The 15,214-nt window shown below is 61.1% G+C and carries 14 protein-coding genes; 3 read left to right on the plus strand and 11 right to left on the minus strand.

Translation table 11 applies throughout. From position 1 onward, the window contains the following. Nucleotides 1-49: 49 nt before the first annotated feature. Nucleotides 50-793, minus strand: coding sequence for an RNA methyltransferase (locus tag Q9Q94_RS08615; RefSeq protein WP_305979654.1), 744 nt, complete (start codon nt 791-793; stop codon nt 50-52). Between the two features lie 67 nt (nt 794-860). Between Q9Q94_RS08615 and Q9Q94_RS08620 the strand changes: the two genes are divergently transcribed. Further along, nucleotides 861-1,661, plus strand: coding sequence for an inositol monophosphatase family protein (locus Q9Q94_RS08620; RefSeq protein ID WP_305979655.1), 801 nt, complete (start codon nt 861-863; stop codon nt 1,659-1,661). An 82-nt stretch (nt 1,662-1,743) separates the two neighbouring features. On the opposite strand, the gene Q9Q94_RS08625 is transcribed toward Q9Q94_RS08620, so the two are convergent. The 10 genes from Q9Q94_RS08625 to tig form a co-directional block, all read right to left on the minus strand. Then, nucleotides 1,744-2,535 carry a hypothetical protein gene (locus Q9Q94_RS08625; protein ID WP_305979656.1) on the minus strand — a complete coding sequence of 264 codons (792 nt, stop codon included), beginning with the start codon at nt 2,533-2,535 and terminating at the stop codon, nt 1,744-1,746. Nucleotides 2,536-2,537: 2 nt separating this feature from the next. Beyond that, complete coding sequence (locus Q9Q94_RS08630; RefSeq protein WP_305979657.1) at nt 2,538-3,059, minus strand: hypothetical protein; 522 nt, start codon at nt 3,057-3,059, stop codon at nt 2,538-2,540. Between the two features lie 58 nt (nt 3,060-3,117). After that, on the minus strand, nt 3,118-3,390 hold the full coding sequence (locus Q9Q94_RS08635; RefSeq protein WP_305979658.1) for a hypothetical protein: 273 nt from the start codon (nt 3,388-3,390) through the stop codon (nt 3,118-3,120). Between the two features lie 295 nt (nt 3,391-3,685). After that, the gene (locus Q9Q94_RS08640) at nt 3,686-3,967 is read right to left on the minus strand and encodes a hypothetical protein (protein WP_305979659.1); all 282 of its coding nucleotides are present in this window, start codon (nt 3,965-3,967) and stop codon (nt 3,686-3,688) included. A 212-nt stretch (nt 3,968-4,179) separates the two neighbouring features. Next, complete coding sequence (locus tag Q9Q94_RS08645; protein WP_305979660.1) at nt 4,180-4,950, minus strand: TatD family hydrolase; 771 nt, start codon at nt 4,948-4,950, stop codon at nt 4,180-4,182. A gap of 148 nt (nt 4,951-5,098) precedes the next feature. Further along, nucleotides 5,099-5,461 carry a PilZ domain-containing protein gene (locus tag Q9Q94_RS08650; RefSeq protein ID WP_305979661.1) on the minus strand — a complete coding sequence of 121 codons (363 nt, stop codon included), beginning with the start codon at nt 5,459-5,461 and terminating at the stop codon, nt 5,099-5,101. 131 nt (nt 5,462-5,592) lie between these two features. Then, on the minus strand, nt 5,593-8,019 hold the full coding sequence (lon, locus tag Q9Q94_RS08655; protein ID WP_305979662.1) for an endopeptidase La: 2,427 nt from the start codon (nt 8,017-8,019) through the stop codon (nt 5,593-5,595). 81 nt (nt 8,020-8,100) lie between these two features. Further along, a complete protein-coding gene (gene clpX / locus Q9Q94_RS08660) occupies nt 8,101-9,369 on the minus strand; it encodes an ATP-dependent Clp protease ATP-binding subunit ClpX (RefSeq protein ID WP_305979663.1) in 1,269 nt (422 codons plus the stop codon). A 29-nt stretch (nt 9,370-9,398) separates the two neighbouring features. After that, nucleotides 9,399-9,977 carry an ATP-dependent Clp endopeptidase proteolytic subunit ClpP gene (gene clpP / locus Q9Q94_RS08665; RefSeq protein WP_305980272.1) on the minus strand — a complete coding sequence of 193 codons (579 nt, stop codon included), beginning with the start codon at nt 9,975-9,977 and terminating at the stop codon, nt 9,399-9,401. 115 nt (nt 9,978-10,092) lie between these two features. Continuing rightward, a complete protein-coding gene (gene tig, locus Q9Q94_RS08670; protein WP_305979664.1) occupies nt 10,093-11,403 on the minus strand; it encodes a trigger factor in 1,311 nt (436 codons plus the stop codon). A gap of 484 nt (nt 11,404-11,887) precedes the next feature. Here tig and Q9Q94_RS08675 point away from each other — a divergent pair, with 484 nt between their 5' ends. Beyond that, nucleotides 11,888-13,150 (plus strand): efflux RND transporter periplasmic adaptor subunit, encoded by a 1,263-nt coding sequence (locus Q9Q94_RS08675; protein ID WP_305979665.1) that lies wholly within the window; start codon nt 11,888-11,890, stop codon nt 13,148-13,150. Between the two features lie 109 nt (nt 13,151-13,259). Next, nucleotides 13,260-15,212: a MacB family efflux pump subunit gene (locus tag Q9Q94_RS08680; protein ID WP_305979666.1), complete on the plus strand. Its 1,953-nt coding sequence runs from the start codon at nt 13,260-13,262 to the stop codon at nt 15,210-15,212. The last annotated feature ends 2 nt before the right edge of the window (nt 15,213-15,214 follow it).

A 15,214-nucleotide genomic window follows, 5' to 3' on the forward strand; every position in this document is an offset into this window, starting at 1 on the left:
GTGGAGGGAATGCGACAGAAAACGGATTCTAAGCGTTGCAAGGCAAGTTCTAGTCCCGTTTGCGGAATTTCTCGGGGAACTGGAAGCTGGCCAGCATGCCACGCAGGATGTTGACCTCGTCACGCTCCAGATGGATGCGCCCGAACATGCGGCGCAGGCGCGGCATCAGGCGCTTGGGATTCTCCGGGTTGAAGAAGCCGCTGGCCGTCATGGCGGTCTGGAAGTGGCCGAGCATGTTTTCCACCTCGTCCACCGTCGCCAGTTCACCGAAGCTGGCGGGAGCTTCGCCGAGGTCCTGCGTGGCCATGCGCAGCTCGTAGCACATTAGCTGCACCGCTGCACCCAGATTCAGCGAGCTGTATTCAGGGTTGGCCGGAATCATCACCGGCAGCTGACAGATCGCCAGCTCTTCGTTCGACAGGCCATAGGTTTCGTTGCCGAAGACCAGCGCCACATCCCCCTGCTGTGCAGCCTCGGCCAGCGTGCCGGCAGCCTGGCGAGCCCACTGCATGGGCAGGGCCAGCTCGCGGCGGCGCGCAGTGAAGGCTGCCGCCATGCTGACGCCGGCAAGCGCCTCCTCCAGCGAGTTGCAGACCGTGGCATTGGCCAGCACATCGGTGGCGCCAGAGGCCCGGGTTTCCGCTTCGGGGTCGGGAAAACTGCGTGGATTGACCAGATAAAGCCGGCTCAAACCCATGGTTTTCAGGGCGCGGGCGACCGCACCAATATTCCCGGGATGGCTGGGGTGTGACAAAACCACACGAAATCGGTTCAAAGAGAGGGCTTCAGCCATATATAATGCGCGGTTTCCTGTGGCGCACGCAGAAATCTGCCTGCCGCCTTCACGAGACCCGACGCTCATGCATCCAATTCTGAATATCGCCGTCAAGGCCGCTCGCCGCGCCGGCACTGTCATCAACCGCGCTTCCATGGATCTGGACAAGATCGAGGTGCGCAGCAAATCGCCGAATGACTTCGTGACTGAAGTCGACCGCGCCGCCGAACAAGCCATCATCGAGGTGATCAGCGACGCCTACCCGGAGCATGCGATTCTAGCAGAGGAGTCCGGTGACACAGGCGGTGAGAGCGAGTTCCAGTGGATCATCGACCCGCTCGACGGCACCACCAATTTCATCCATGGCTTCCCGCAATACGCGATTTCCATCGCGCTCGCCGAACGTGGCATCGTGCAGCAGGCCGTGGTCTATGACCCGACCCGCAACGAACTGTTCACCGCCAGCCGTGGCCGTGGCGCCTTCCTGAACGACCGCCGCGTGCGTGTGAGCAAGCGCGTGAAGCTGCAGGAATGCCTGCTGGGCACCGGCTTCCCGTTCAAGCAGATGGACAACATGGACGCCTACCTCGCCATGTTCAAGGAACTCTCCGGCAAGACCGCCGGCCTGCGCCGCCCCGGCTCCGCCGCTCTGGATCTGGCCTACACCGCTTGCGGCCGCACCGATGGCTTCTTCGAAATCGGTCTGGCGCCGTGGGACATGGCCGCCGGCGTCCTGTTGGTGACCGAAGCTGGCGGGCTCGCCAGCGATTTCGCCGGTGAAGGTGATTACCTGAAGACCGGCAATCTGGTCGCCGGCACGCCCAAGGTCTTCACCCAGCTGCTGCAAGTGGTGCAATCCCACCGCACGGAAGCACTGCAAGCCTGAGCACTAACCTCAGCACGCAAACGCGGCCTGCGGGCCGCTTTTTTACGCCCCCGGAAGCCCGTTCGAAAGCAGCCATCCGGCGCTATGCGCCGTTCGGCGAACGAAAAAGCTGGCGCAGGAGCGCCGGGTCTGGCGTTCCCACGCAGAGCGTGGGAACGATCAAATGCATGACCCCTGTGTTACCGCTGTTGCCGCGCAGGGCGTCGAAGCACGTCACCATCGCCGTGAGCGCGGCTCGCCCATCGGCCGTGGCGAGCGAGCCGGTGATGCCAGCCAGCGTGCCCACCCCCGCGCCGTTGAAGGTGTAGACCTCTTTGACCAGCGCTTCGTCCTGATGCAGCAGATTGAAAGCGGTGGCCAGATGGCCGCTCAGGCTGTAGCCGGTGACGGAGAGCTGGCTCGTGCCGATCTTGTCTTTCAGGCTCGTCTGGTACCACTCCTCCATATCGGCGATCTGGCCCATCGCCCAGCCCGTGCCGGAGATCTCCAGATCGTTGGTGGCCTTGTTATCGCGCGCCGAATCGTCGATGAATTCGGTGCTGCGCATGGAGAGGACGAGTTCGTCCTTCACGATACCGAGTTCGGGACGAGATTGCTTGGCCCGCAGCAGCGTGCCGGAGAAGCCCGTGGTGGTATTAGATTTATGCTCGACGACTTCCCACAGTTCTGAAAACTCCGCCGCCTGCGTTTCGGTGAATTTGGAGGCGTGGAGGTTGCCCAACTTCAGCATGCTTTCATCGATATCCGGCACATCAGTTGTTTTGCCGGGAATCAGATTGGCATTCTCCTTAGTTGCATCAAATCCATACAAAGCTTCCGCCGCCATCTGCAAGTTGACGTATTTATAGGCGGTAGCGATATCGAGAGTGCTCATGATTACTTGTCCTTGCGCGGCAGCAGAATTTGATCAACAAAAGTACGGGTTGCCGTATCGGCACCGACGGGATTTCCGGGGCATTTGTATGCGGCGAGCCACGGCGTCGGGTTGGCTGAGTTGGGTTTGGCCGGGGTCCACGCGTAACGTGTCATCTCGCCCAACACCTCATTGGTTTTGAGGTCCAGCACCTTCACCGTGCTGCTCGCCAGCCCCAGCGCCCGTTCCTCGGGAATCACGTGATCCTCATACGTCACCCCATAGCGCGGCCCGTCCGCCGGCGCCGGCTTGTGCTCAAGCTTCCAGCGATAAATATTCAGGTCGTAATTCGGATCGCGCGCCATGTAAATCTGAACTGCCGGGGCATTGATATCCTTCTTGCCATCAGCCTTCATCGAACCCGAATACCTCTCCCGCTTCCCCGTCCCTTCCTCCACCACATCCACGTAGCGGTAGCCGGGAAGATTAGAAGGATTATTCGGCTGATAATCCGTTGTGATATAGCCGCGTGTGCGCGGAGTCACCGGCTTGTCGGAACTCGAATGCTCATACGCCAGAAACGACGAGATATAGCCCTCTTGCTCACGCTCTAACGCAAACGCCGCCCCACATCGGGTCAGCCCATTCCCGGTCGCTCGCCTTGGGCCTCACCTTCAACAGCACGATGCCCTCCACCTCCGCCACCGTCTTGTAGATCTTGATGCCGGCCACGTTCTTGCAGCGGTCTTCAAACAGGGCGTGGCCATCCTGGGCGCGTTGCTGCGCAGGCGTGGGGCTGCTGGCGCAGGCGGCGAGCAGCGGCACGGCGATGAACAGGGCGAGCAGGCGGCGCGGAAAAACGGAAAGGCGAGTCATGCTGCGATCTCCTTGAAACAGAGGTGTAGGGGTGAGGCTGAGGCAGGCTGCCGGATGGAGCGGGCCTGCGCCGAATGATGAATGGGGTGTAGGCCTTGGGCTATGTGGTGGCCTGATAAGCCGCATGGGGCGGACCTCTTCAGGCAGGCTGCCCGCTGCGCAAGGCAGGACGCGGCTTTCACGGTAGCCATGCTGCTGATGCCCACGGGGAGAGGGTCTTCAGCAGACAAGCTTTGCCGCTTGAACACCGCGCGAGCCTGCAAGCGGCTTGCCGAAACGGAGGCGACACGCGAGCTCATACTGACGCCACCTTCCATGCGGCCTGCTGCGCACGATCCGGCGCGGCCGGGGGCAGGTCCAGCAGCAGCTCATACCCCTGCAATCCGGCATCGAGCCGGTAGGCCTGAGCGCTAGCCTGTGCCGCCACACGCAGGGCCTGACCCCAACCCGGATCATTCAGGGCGGCAAGGATCTTGCGACTAAGCGCAACGGGATCGAAGAAATCCCCTCGTTCGCCGTTCTCGCCATCGCGGATGACTTCACGCACCGGGGCGGTGATTTGGTTTTGCGGCTGCACGCATGCACCTCCGGGATCCCCCGCGAATCGCGCAGGGACCGGAGCGGTCGTGCATGATCAGGCGGAACCCGGTAGATTGTATGCCAGCGGCACACGACCGGGAGCGCTTCGGCAATGCCCGCGGGCGCTGCGCAGCACCCGCCCGAAGAACCGCGTCAGCCGGACACCTCAGGCATCTACTCACGCAGCAAAGCGCAGCGTGGTTCTTCAGGCTAGGCCTGCGCGTGACGGAACAGCCGGAAGAAGTTGGCGGAGGTCGCCGCTGCCACCTCTTCCACGCTGATCCCGCGCAGACGCGCAATTTCGGCGGCCACATGCGGCACAAAGGAAGGCTCGTTGAGCTTGCCGCGATGAGGCACCGGTGCCAGATAGGGTGAATCGGTCTCGATCAGGATGCGCTCGAGCGGGATGCTCGCCGCCACTTCCTTGATCTGGGCGGCGTTCTTGAAAGTCAGGATGCCGGAGAAGGAGATGTGGAAGTTCTGGGCAATCGCCGCTTCGGCCACCGCCAGCGTCTCGGTAAAACAGTGCATCACGCCACCGACTTCGGCAGCCCCCTCCTCGGCCATCAGGCGCAGCACATCGGCGGCCGAATCCCGCGTGTGAATCACCAGCGGCTTGGCGCATTGGCGTGCCGCACGGATGTGCGTGCGAAAGCGTTCGCGCTGCCATTCCGGCTGATCCTTGTGCCAGTAGTAGTCCAGCCCGGTCTCACCGATGGCAATCACCTTGGGATGCGCGGCGAGTTCGAGCAGGCGCGCCACGTCCGGATCTTCTCCCTCGGTATGCTCGGGATGCACACCCACGGTGGCGAACAGGTTGGCGCGGCTCTCGGCCAGCGCCAGCACGCGCGGCAGATTCTCGATGCTTACACCGATGCAGACTGCATGACTGACCTGCGCGGCCGCCATGCGTTCGAACAATGAATCGCCCTGCACGGCGAGGTCTTCAAAATCGATGTGGCAATGTGAATCTACAAACATGAGGCACCTGAAATGAAAACCGGGCTTGCGCCCGGTCTGGAATGAATACTCCGTTCAGAAATCGAAAGTGCCGCGAAGACACAACGCCGACAGTGCTGGAGCACGGCAAGTCGAAATCGACAAAGGCAATTTTGGTTTCTGGGCGGAGTCAAAGCGTGTGCGTGGGACGGCTGGAACCAATGGCCCCGCCCAGCACCTGCTCGATCTTCACCTTGACGACGTTCCCACCTTCATCCGGCGCGAACTGGACACCAATCCCCTGGGTCTTGCTGTTCTGGGCATTCGCCGGAGTCACCCAGGCCACCTTGCCTTTGACGGCCAGACGGGACGGGTCATCCATCAATTGCAGCAGCATGAAGACTTCATCACCAGGAGCGTAATTGCGGTTAGTCGGAATGAACAGACCGCCGCCTTTGATGAAGGGCATGTAGGCCGCGTACAGGGCCGACTTGGAATTGATGTTGAGCGAGAGAACACCGGCACGAACAGCAGCCTGTTGTTTGGGTTCCATGCACGTTCCCGTAAATTGAAGATCAGGCCTGAATGCTAAAGGCAAACGGGGAAATCACGCCAGCCCGTTCTGGCCGAATGAATGCAACGGGGGAGCCGACGGTTTCATCGCGCTCCCCCTTTGACGTCCGATCAGTGCTTGATCAGGCCGTTATTGCCTTCATCCGCATCCGCTTCAACCGGCAACGGAGCTGCGGCGGCCACTTCGGTCGTTTCGGGCAAAGGCTCCGGAGCACGCTCAAGGGTGTACTCAAGCACCTGATCAAACCATTTGACCGGGATGATCTCGATGCGATCCTTGAGATCCGGCGGCATATCCGCCAGATCCTTGACGTTTTCCTGCGGAATCAGGGCCTTGCGAATCCCACCGCGCACGGCGGCGAGCAGCTTCTCCTTGAGGCCGCCAATCGGCAGTACCTCGCCGCGCAGGGTGATCTCGCCCGTCATGGCCACATCAGCACGCACCGGAATACCCGTCAGCACAGAGACCAGCGCGGTTGCGATGGCAATGCCCGCCGAAGGGCCATCCTTGGGAGTCGCCCCTTCCGGCAAGTGAATGTGCAGATCACTCTTGGAGTGAAAATCTGCCGCAATCCCCAGCTGGCTGGCGCGCTTGCGCACGACTGACAGCGCCGCCTGGATGGACTCCTGCATCACATCACCGAGTTTGCCGGTGGTAATGATCTTGCCCTTGCCCGGCAGGTTCACTGCTTCGATAGTCAGCAGCTCACCGCCAACCTCGGTCCACGCCAGCCCTGTTACCTGACCGACCTGATTGTCCTTCTCGGCCATGCCGAAGGAGTAGCGGCGCACGCCCAGATACTTGTCGAGATTCTTGGCATTGACGATGACCTTGCTCTCGCGCTTCTTCAGCACCAGCGCCTTCACCACCTTGCGGCAGATGCGCGAAACCTCGCGCTCAAGCGAACGCACGCCGGCTTCACGGCTGTAGTAGCGGATGATGTCGCGCACCGCTTCTTCGGTCACCGTCAACTCGTTGGGCTTCACTCCGTTGTTTTTCATCTGCTTGGGCAGCAGATAACGCTGGGCGATGTGCACCTTCTCGTCTTCCGTGTAGCCGGAGAGACGGATGATTTCCATCCGGTCCAGCAGCGGAGCCGGAATGTTGAACGAGTTGGCAGTCGCCACGAACATCACTTCGGAGAGATCGTATTCCACCTCGATGTAGTGATCGACGAAAGTCGAGTTCTGCTCCGGGTCCAGCACTTCAAGCAGGGCCGAAGACGGGTCGCCGCGAAAATCTGCGCCCATCTTGTCGACTTCGTCGAGCAGGAACAACGGGTTACGCACCGCCACCTTGGTCATGTTCTGCAGGATCTTGCCCGGCATGGAACCGATGTAGGTACGGCGGTGGCCACGGATCTCGGCTTCGTCACGCACGCCACCCAGCGACATGCGCACGAACTTGCGATTGGTGGCCTTGGCAATCGACTGGCCGAGCGAGGTCTTGCCCACGCCAGGAGGTCCGACCAGACACAGGATCGGCGCCTTGAGCTTGTCCACGCGTTGCTGCACGGCCAGATATTCCAGGATGCGTTCCTTGACCTTGTCGAGACCGAAGTGGTCGCGGTCCAGCACTTTCTGGGCTTCAGCCAGATCCTTGCTGATGCGGGACTTCTTCTTCCAGGGCAGGCCGGTCAGCGTTTCAATGAAGTTGCGCACCACCGTGGCTTCAGCCGACATGGGCGACATCAGCTTGAGCTTCTTCAGCTCGCTCTGGGCCTTGGCCAGGGCTTCCTTGGACAGACCGCCAGCCTTGATCTTCTTTTCCAGCTCTTCGAGATCGGCCCCCTCTTCGCCCTCGCCGAGTTCCTTCTGGATCGCCTTGACCTGTTCGTTCAGGTAGTACTCGCGCTGGCTCTTCTCCATCTGGCGCTTGACGCGGCCACGGATGCGCTTTTCCACCTGCAGGATGTCGAGTTCGGTTTCGAGCTGGGCCAGCAGACGCTCCAGGCGCTCGCCGACATTGAACAATTCCAGCACGGCCTGCTTCTGTTCAAGCTTGAGCGGCAGGTGCGCGGCAATGGTGTCAGCCAGGCGGCCAGCCTCTTCGATCCCCGCCAGGGAAGTCAGAATCTCGGGCGGGATCTTCTTGTTCAGTTTTACGTACTGGTCAAACTGGCTGATGATCGCGCGACGCATCGCTTCGATCTCGTGCGTGCCTTTTTCATCGCCAGCAATCGGCGTGACCTGTGCCACGAACAGCGTTTTCTGGTCTTCCACCTTGTCCACATGGGCGCGCTGGGTGCCTTCAACCAGCACCTTGACCGTGCCATCGGGCAGCTTGAGCATCTGCAGGATGTTGGCGACGCAACCGATGTCGTAGACGTCTTCGGCTGAGGGCTCATCCTTGGCAGCCGATTTCTGTGCCACCAGCAGGATGCTCTTGCCGGATTCCATCGCTGTTTCCAGCGCCTTGATGGATTTGGGGCGACCCACGAAGAGCGGGATCACCATATGCGGGAACACCACCACGTCGCGCAGTGGCAACAGGGGCAGTTCAATGCTCTCGGGGGGGAGTTCGGGCTTGTTTGACATGTTATTTCCTGATGAGCTGACCCACACTACATTGGGGCTGGGAAACGGGATTCAAGCCTGTCGGGGCAAGAATCCCGAACCTCAGTTGGAGCCTGCCACCTTCGGCTGATCCGCGTAGATCAGCAAGGGCTGCGCGCCGGAATCAATGGTATTTTCGTCGATGACGACCTTTTCCACGTTTTCCATGCTCGGCAGCTCGTACATGATGTCGAGCAGCACCTGTTCAAGGATGGAACGCAGACCGCGCGCTCCGGCCTTGCGCTTGATGGCGCGCTTGGCAATCGCCTGCAGGGCGGCAGGTCGCACTTCCAGTTCCACGCCTTCCATCGAGAAGAGCTTGGCGTATTGCTTGACCAGTGCGTTCTTCGGCTCGATCAGGATCTGGATCAGCGCATCTTCATCCAGCTCCTGCAGGGTGGCGACTACCGGCAAGCGACCGATGAATTCGGGGATCAGACCGAATTTGATCAGATCTTCCGGCTCGCACTGACGCAGGGTTTCGGAAACCTTGCTGTCGTTCTTGCTGCGCACCTCGGCACCGAAACCGATGCCGACTGTCTCGGTACGGTTGCGGATGACCTTTTCCAGACCATCAAAAGCACCGCCGCAGATGAACAGGATGTTGGCCGTATCGACCTGCACGAAATCCTGATTCGGATGTTTGCGCCCGCCTTGCGGCGGAACCGAAGCCACCGTGCCTTCGATCAGCTTAAGCAGCGCCTGCTGCACGCCTTCGCCCGACACGTCACGAGTGATCGAGGGGTTGTCGGATTTGCGCGAGATCTTGTCGATTTCGTCGATGTACACAATGCCTTGCTGCGCTTTTTCGACGTCGTAGTCGCACTTCTGCAGCAGTTTCTGGATGATGTTCTCGACGTCTTCCCCCACGTAACCGGCTTCGGTCAGGGTGGTCGCATCGGCCATCACGAACGGCACATTAAGCAATCGCGCCAGCGTCTGCGCAAGCAGCGTCTTGCCGGAACCGGTCGGTCCGATCAGCAGGATGTTGCTCTTGGCCAGTTCCACGTCATCAGCGGTGCGCGATTGATGGCGCAGGCGCTTGTAGTGGTTGTAGACCGCCACGGCCAGGATGCGCTTGGCCGGTTTCTGGCCAATCACGTACTGATCGAGAATCTCGGCGATTTCCTTGGGCGAAGGCAGATCGCCCTTGTCCAGGCGCGCAGCGGCATCGCCGCCGATTTCATCGCGAATGATGTCGTTGCACAGGTCAATGCACTCATCGCAGATGAATACGGAGGGCCCTGCGATCAGCTTGCGAACTTCGTGCTGGCTCTTGCCGCAGAACGAACAGTAGAGCAGCTTTTCGCTGCCAGACTTTTTGTCCGTCATATTCAGCCTTCCTTGAAAAATTGAGTCGATCAGGCCACGTCAGCGCGGCTGGTCAACACCTTGTCGATCAGACCATAAGCCTGCGCTTCAGCGGCTGACATGAAGTTATCGCGGTCCGTATCCTTTTCGATACGCTCCACCGGCTGGCCGGTGTGATGCGCCAGCATATCGTTCAGTTTGGCACGCAATGACAGGATTTCACGGGCGTGGATCTCGATATCCGAAGCCTGCCCCTGAAAACCGCCCAGCGGCTGGTGAATCATGATCCGCGAATTCGGCAGCGAGAAACGCTTGCCCTTCTCGCCGGCCGCCAGCAGAAAGGCGCCCATGCTGGCCGCCTGACCAATGCACAGGGTGCTCACATTGGGTTTGATGAACTGCATGGTGTCGTAGATCGACATGCCGGCAGTCACCGATCCGCCCGGCGAATTGATGTAGAAATAGATGTCCTTGTCCGGATTTTCGGACTCCAGGAACAGCAATTGCGCCACGATCAGGTTGGCCGTCACGTCATTGACCGGCCCGACCAGAAATACCACGCGCTCCTTGAGCAGGCGCGAATAGATGTCGTAGGAGCGTTCGCCACGACCGCTTTGCTCCACCACCATCGGTACCAGGCCGAGGCCGACCGGATCCCAATCAGAATGCTGTGTGTTCGAGAATTTCAAAGCGCTCTCCATCAGTATTGCAAACGGTGCCGGCCTGCGCCGGCACCACCACTCATCAGGCCTGCTGGCCTTGCTCCATCAGCTCTTCAAAAGTAAACACCTTTTCGCTGACCTTTGCCTGTCCCAGCACCCATTCGACCACGTTGTCTTCCACCACGGCATCCTGGATGTCGCGCAGGTTTTCCGGCTTGGAGTAATACCAGCGCACCACTTCCGACGGCTGTTCGTAGGTCTGAGCCATGTCATCCACACGGGCGCGCACCTGCTCGGGCTTGGCTTGCAGATCATGCTTGCCGACGATTTCAGCCACCAGCAGGCCCAGCTTGACGCGTGAAGCAGCCTGTTCGGTAAACCAGCCCTTTTCCACCGGCACGTTCTTCACATCCACGCCGCGTTGCGCCAGATCCTGCTTGGCGGCTTCAGCCATGCGGCCGGACTCGCCATCCACCAGCGCCTTGGGTACTTCGAAAGTTGCCGACTTCGACAGTACTTCCAGCGCCTGGTCGCGCACACGAGCACGAATGCGACGTGCCACTTCACGCTCCAGATTCGCCTTGATCTCGGCGCGCATCGTGTCGATATTGCCGTCAGCCACACCCAGCGCCTGAGCGAAAGTGGCATCCACTTCCGGCAGGATCGGGGCTTCCACGCCCTTCAGCGTGATTTCAAACTGCACCGTCTGACCCGCCAGATTCTTGGCGTGGTATTCCGCCGGGAAGGTCAGATCGAAAGTCTTGCTGTCACCGACATTCAGGCCACGCAGCGCTGCATCGAAATCCGGCAGCATCTGGCCGCCGCCAACCACCACCGAGAAATCGCTTGCCTGGCCGCCTTCAAAAATCTCGCCATCCTTGCGGCCGGTGAAGTCGATCAGCACGCGGTCGCCTTCCTGCGAAGCACGCTCGGCCTTGGCATACGCCGTACGCTGCTTGCGCAGCACTTCGATGGTGCGGTCGACTTCAGCGTCGCCTACAGCCAGCACCGGACGCTCCAGCTCGGCAGCCGACAGGTCGCCCACCACCACTTCCGGGAAAACTTCAAACGTGGCCACGAATTCCATCACGCCTTCAGCCGAAGTCACCTTCGGTTCGATGTTCGGATAGCCAGCAACACGCAATTTCTGTTCCTGCACAGCGCGATTGAACGCGACTTCAACCGCCTCACCCAGCACCTCGTTGCGTACCTGGGGGCCGTAGGATTGCTCGACCATCTTGGTCGGCACCTTGCCGGGACGAAAACCCGCCATCTTCACGGTGCGGCCCAGATGCTTGAGGCGCGCAGCAACCTGCGTTTCAAACTCGGCCTGAGAGACAGATACATCGATGCGGCGCTCGAGCGCGCCAAGCGTCACTTCATTGGTTTGCATGCGGAATTTCCTTGGTTCAGAACGGTGGGGCCATCCAGCGAAAGAACACGCCGCCTGTTGCGGCACACCCCGTATTCGCAGCGCTGCAGAGGCGCCCCGGCTAGAAAACTAACAAACCGGCGATGCTACCACAAACCACCTCTTCGCCCGAAGCTCAGGTATGCGCCTGCACCAAACCGGACAGGCACGAAACAGCCTTGCAGGCTTTACGACACAGTCGGCGTGCAACCGTGCCTGGTCTTCCACCAGGTCCAGTAGAAAACGGATGAAACTTGAATTCTCTACCCTGAACAGCCGCTACTGGCGGCCTTCTTCAGCACGATCTGCCGCAAATCGAGAATCCATGAGCCTCTCCGTCACGGCATGCTGAAGAAGTCCGCCACATGCCCCTTTCCGGAGAGTCTTCAGGTATTTTGACTTCCCTTACCAAGTGCTTACGCAACTTTACGGTCCGCTGACCCCGCTTTACCGGCGCAGGCGGAGAATGCCAATCATCCTTTCCGACACCGCCTCGCCAAAGCAGAGGCCGCCCATCATGGTATCCACCAAGAAATCCTGGTTCAGCCTGCGCAATGTAGCGCTGGCACTCATCGTTCTGGCCGCCTTGCTGGCGGGGGCTTACAGGTTTCTGGCACCGCCGGAAAAACCGTCTTACCTGACCGCTCCTGTTGCGCTGGCTGATCTGGAAGACTCCGTTCTCGCCACCGGTACCGTGCAGGCATTCAAGCAGGTGAGCGTCGGTGCCCAGGTTTCCGGTCAGATCAAGCGTCTGGCAGTGAAACTGGGTGACAAGGTGCATGCCGGAGACCTGATCGCCGAGATCGAATCCCTGACCCAGCAGAACACCTTGCGCAACGCCGAAGCCGCGCTGCAGAACATCACGGCGCAACTCGCCGCCAAACAGGCCACGCTGAAACAGGCCGAACTCGCCTTCAAACGCGCCGAGCAACTGCTCAGCCAGGATGCCGGCTCGCACGAGAGCTTCGAGGCGGCCGAAGCCACCCTGAATGCCACCCGCGCCGAGATCAAGGCGCTCGAAGCCCAGATCGCGCAAAGCAAGGTCAGCGTCGACACCGCCCGGATCAATCTTGGCTATACCCGCATCGTTGCGCCCATGGATGGCACGGTGGTCGCCCTCATCACGCAGGAAGGCCAGACCGTGAATGCCAACCAGAGCACGCCGACGATCATCAAGCTCGCGCGCATGGACACGGTAACAGTCAAGGCGCAGATCTCGGAAGCCGACGTCACCCGGGTCAAGCCCGGCCAGAAGGTGTATTTCACGATTCTCGGCGAGCCCCGCAAACGCTACAGGACCACCCTGCGCGCAGTCGAACCGGCGCCGGACTCGATCAGCACCGACTCGACGACCAGCAGCTCGACGAGCAGCAGTTCGACCAGCACCGCGATCTATTACAACGGCCTGCTGGACATTGCCAACCCGGATGACAAGCTGCGCATCTCGATGACCACCCAGGTTTACATCGTTCTGGCCGAAGCCGAGAAAGCCCTCAGCATTCCCTCGGCAGCGCTTGGCGAACGTGACCGCGACGGCAGCTACCTGGTGCGGGTGCTCGGCGCAAACGGCACGCCTGAAGAACGCCGGATCAAGATCGGCATCAACAACAAGACCAGCGCCCAGGTACTGGAAGGCTTGAGCGAGGGTGACCAGGTCGTGCTCGGCGAAGCCACCGCCGACACCCCAACCAGCACCACGCGCCGCCGCATGGGCCCGCCACCGATGTAAGAGGATGTCCGGAAAAAGCGTCTGGCTGCGCAGCAGCGCCTCGACAGAACCGCTTCGTTTCACACCCTTTCATTTTGCGGCACACCCTGAGCACACCCGGGCTATCAGCATGAGCACACCCCTTCTTGAATTGCGCGACCTGTGTCGCGACTACCCGGCCGGCGAAGCCACGCTGCGGGTACTCGACCACGTCAACCTGACGATCCAGACCGGCGAAATGGTTGCCATCGTCGGCGCCTCGGGCTCCGGCAAATCCACGCTGATGAACATCCTCGGCTGTCTGGATCGCCCCTCCGAAGGCAGTTACCGCGTCGCCGGCCGCGAAACCGGCAGTCTGGAGCCGGACGAACTGGCCGAACTGCGCCGCGAACATTTCGGTTTCATCTTCCAGCGCTACCACCTGCTGGCTGATCTGAATGCGCAGGGCAACGTCGAAATCCCCGCGATCTATGCCGGCAAGGACCGTCAGGAACGGCACGCCCGCGCCCGGCAGATCCTTGAGCGTCTGGGCATGGGCGAGCGCCTGCATCACCGCCCCGGCCAGCTCTCCGGCGGCCAGCAGCAGCGCGTCTCGATTGCCCGCGCCCTGATGAACGGCGGCCAGGTGATCCTCGCCGACGAGCCGACCGGTGCACTGGATACGCACAGCGGCCAGGAAGTCATGGCCGTGCTCAAGGAGCTGCACGCCGAAGGCCACACCATCATCATCGTGACCCACGACATGCAGGTCGCCAGCAACGCCCAGCGCATCATCGAGATCAGCGACGGACGCATCACGGCAGACCGCAGCACGAGCACCTCACCGGTGGCTCCGGCACACAAGCCCGCCGAAGCCACCCGCACCGCCCGCCCCTGGCTGGCCCTGCGCGACCGCCTCGGCGAGGCCCTGCGCATGGCGCTGGTTGCCATGGCAGCCCACCGCATGCGCACCTTCCTGACCATGCTCGGCATCATCATCGGCATCGCCTCGGTGGTCTCGGTGGTGGCGCTGGGCCAGGGCACCCAGGCCAGCATCCTCAAGGACATCAGCGGAATGGGGACCAACACCATCGATGTGTATCCCGGCGCCGGCTTCGGTGACACACGTTCGGGAGCCGTGCGCACACTGGTTTCGGCCGACGCCGATGCTCTCGCCGGGCAGGCTTACGTCGACAGCGTGACGCCGCAGATATCGAGTTCCAAGACCCTGCGCTACGACAATGTTTCCGCCACCGGCACGGTGACTGGCGTGGGTTACCAGTATTTCCGCGTGCGTGGTCTGGAATTCGCCGAGGGCAGCGCTTTCGACCAGCAGAGCGAAAGCGAACTGGCCCAGGACGTGGTGATCGACGAGAACACCCGCAAGGCCATCTTCGCAAACGAGCGCAAAGTCGTGGGCAAGGTACTCCTGCTCGGCAGCCTGCCGGCGCGCATCGTCGGTGTGACAAAAAAGAAGGACAGCGGCTTCGGCAACAACGATGCCCTCAACGTGTGGGTGCCCTACACCACCGCTCAGAGCCGCATCCTCGGCCAGTACAACCTGCGCAGCATTACCGTGCGGATGAATGATGGTGTCTCCACCGCCGCCGCCGAGCAGGGCATCAAGAAACTGATGCTGCTGCGCCACGGCCGCGAGGATTTCTACTTATTCAACTCCGACAGCGTGCGCCAGACCATCGAGAAAACCACCGCCACGATGACCTTGCTGATTTCATCCATCGCGGTCATTTCCTTGATCGTCGGCGGCATCGGGGTGATGAACATCATGCTGGTGTCGGTCACCGAGCGGACTCGCGAGATCGGCGTGCGCATGGCGGTCGGCGCACGGCAGGGCGACATCATGCAGCAGTTCCTGATCGAGGCCGTGCTGGTCTGCCTCGCTGGCGGCGTGCTCGGCGTGCTGCTGGCGCGTGGCGTCGGCCTCGTCGTCACCGAGTTCGCCCCGAGCTTCCAGATGATCTACTCGACAGCAGCGATTGCCGCGGCCTTCGCCTGCTCCACCCTGATCGGCCTGATTTTCGGTTTCATGCCGGCACGCAACGCCGCCCGCCTCGACCCTGTCGATGCGCTGGCACGGGAATGACC

Source organism: Uliginosibacterium sp. 31-16, assembly GCF_030730865.1.
In the GTDB taxonomy this organism is placed as follows: Bacteria; Pseudomonadota; Gammaproteobacteria; order Burkholderiales; family Rhodocyclaceae; genus Uliginosibacterium.

Excerpts from the sequence above, each read along its gene's own strand:
- Q9Q94_RS08645 (WP_305979660.1), bottom strand. The coding sequence starts at position 4,950 with ATGTTTGTAGATTCACATTGCCACATCGATTTTGAAGACCTCGCCGTG.
- Q9Q94_RS08620 (WP_305979655.1), top strand. The coding sequence starts at position 861 with ATGCATCCAATTCTGAATATCGCCGTCAAGGCCGCTCGCCGCGCCGGC.
- Q9Q94_RS08615 (WP_305979654.1), bottom strand. The coding sequence starts at position 793 with ATGGCTGAAGCCCTCTCTTTGAACCGATTTCGTGTGGTTTTGTCACAC.
- Q9Q94_RS08650 (WP_305979661.1), bottom strand. The coding sequence starts at position 5,461 with ATGGAACCCAAACAACAGGCTGCTGTTCGTGCCGGTGTTCTCTCGCTC.
- clpP (WP_305980272.1), bottom strand. The coding sequence starts at position 9,977 with ATGGTGGTGGAGCAAAGCGGTCGTGGCGAACGCTCCTACGACATCTAT.
- Q9Q94_RS08675 (WP_305979665.1), top strand. The coding sequence starts at position 11,888 with ATGCCAATCATCCTTTCCGACACCGCCTCGCCAAAGCAGAGGCCGCCC.
- Q9Q94_RS08680 (WP_305979666.1), top strand. The coding sequence starts at position 13,260 with ATGAGCACACCCCTTCTTGAATTGCGCGACCTGTGTCGCGACTACCCG.
- clpX (WP_305979663.1), bottom strand. The coding sequence starts at position 9,369 with ATGACGGACAAAAAGTCTGGCAGCGAAAAGCTGCTCTACTGTTCGTTC.
- Q9Q94_RS08625 (WP_305979656.1), bottom strand. The coding sequence starts at position 2,535 with ATGAGCACTCTCGATATCGCTACCGCCTATAAATACGTCAACTTGCAG.
- Q9Q94_RS08635 (WP_305979658.1), bottom strand. The coding sequence starts at position 3,390 with ATGACTCGCCTTTCCGTTTTTCCGCGCCGCCTGCTCGCCCTGTTCATC.
- tig (WP_305979664.1), bottom strand. The coding sequence starts at position 11,403 with ATGCAAACCAATGAAGTGACGCTTGGCGCGCTCGAGCGCCGCATCGAT.
- lon (WP_305979662.1), bottom strand. The coding sequence starts at position 8,019 with ATGTCAAACAAGCCCGAACTCCCCCCCGAGAGCATTGAACTGCCCCTG.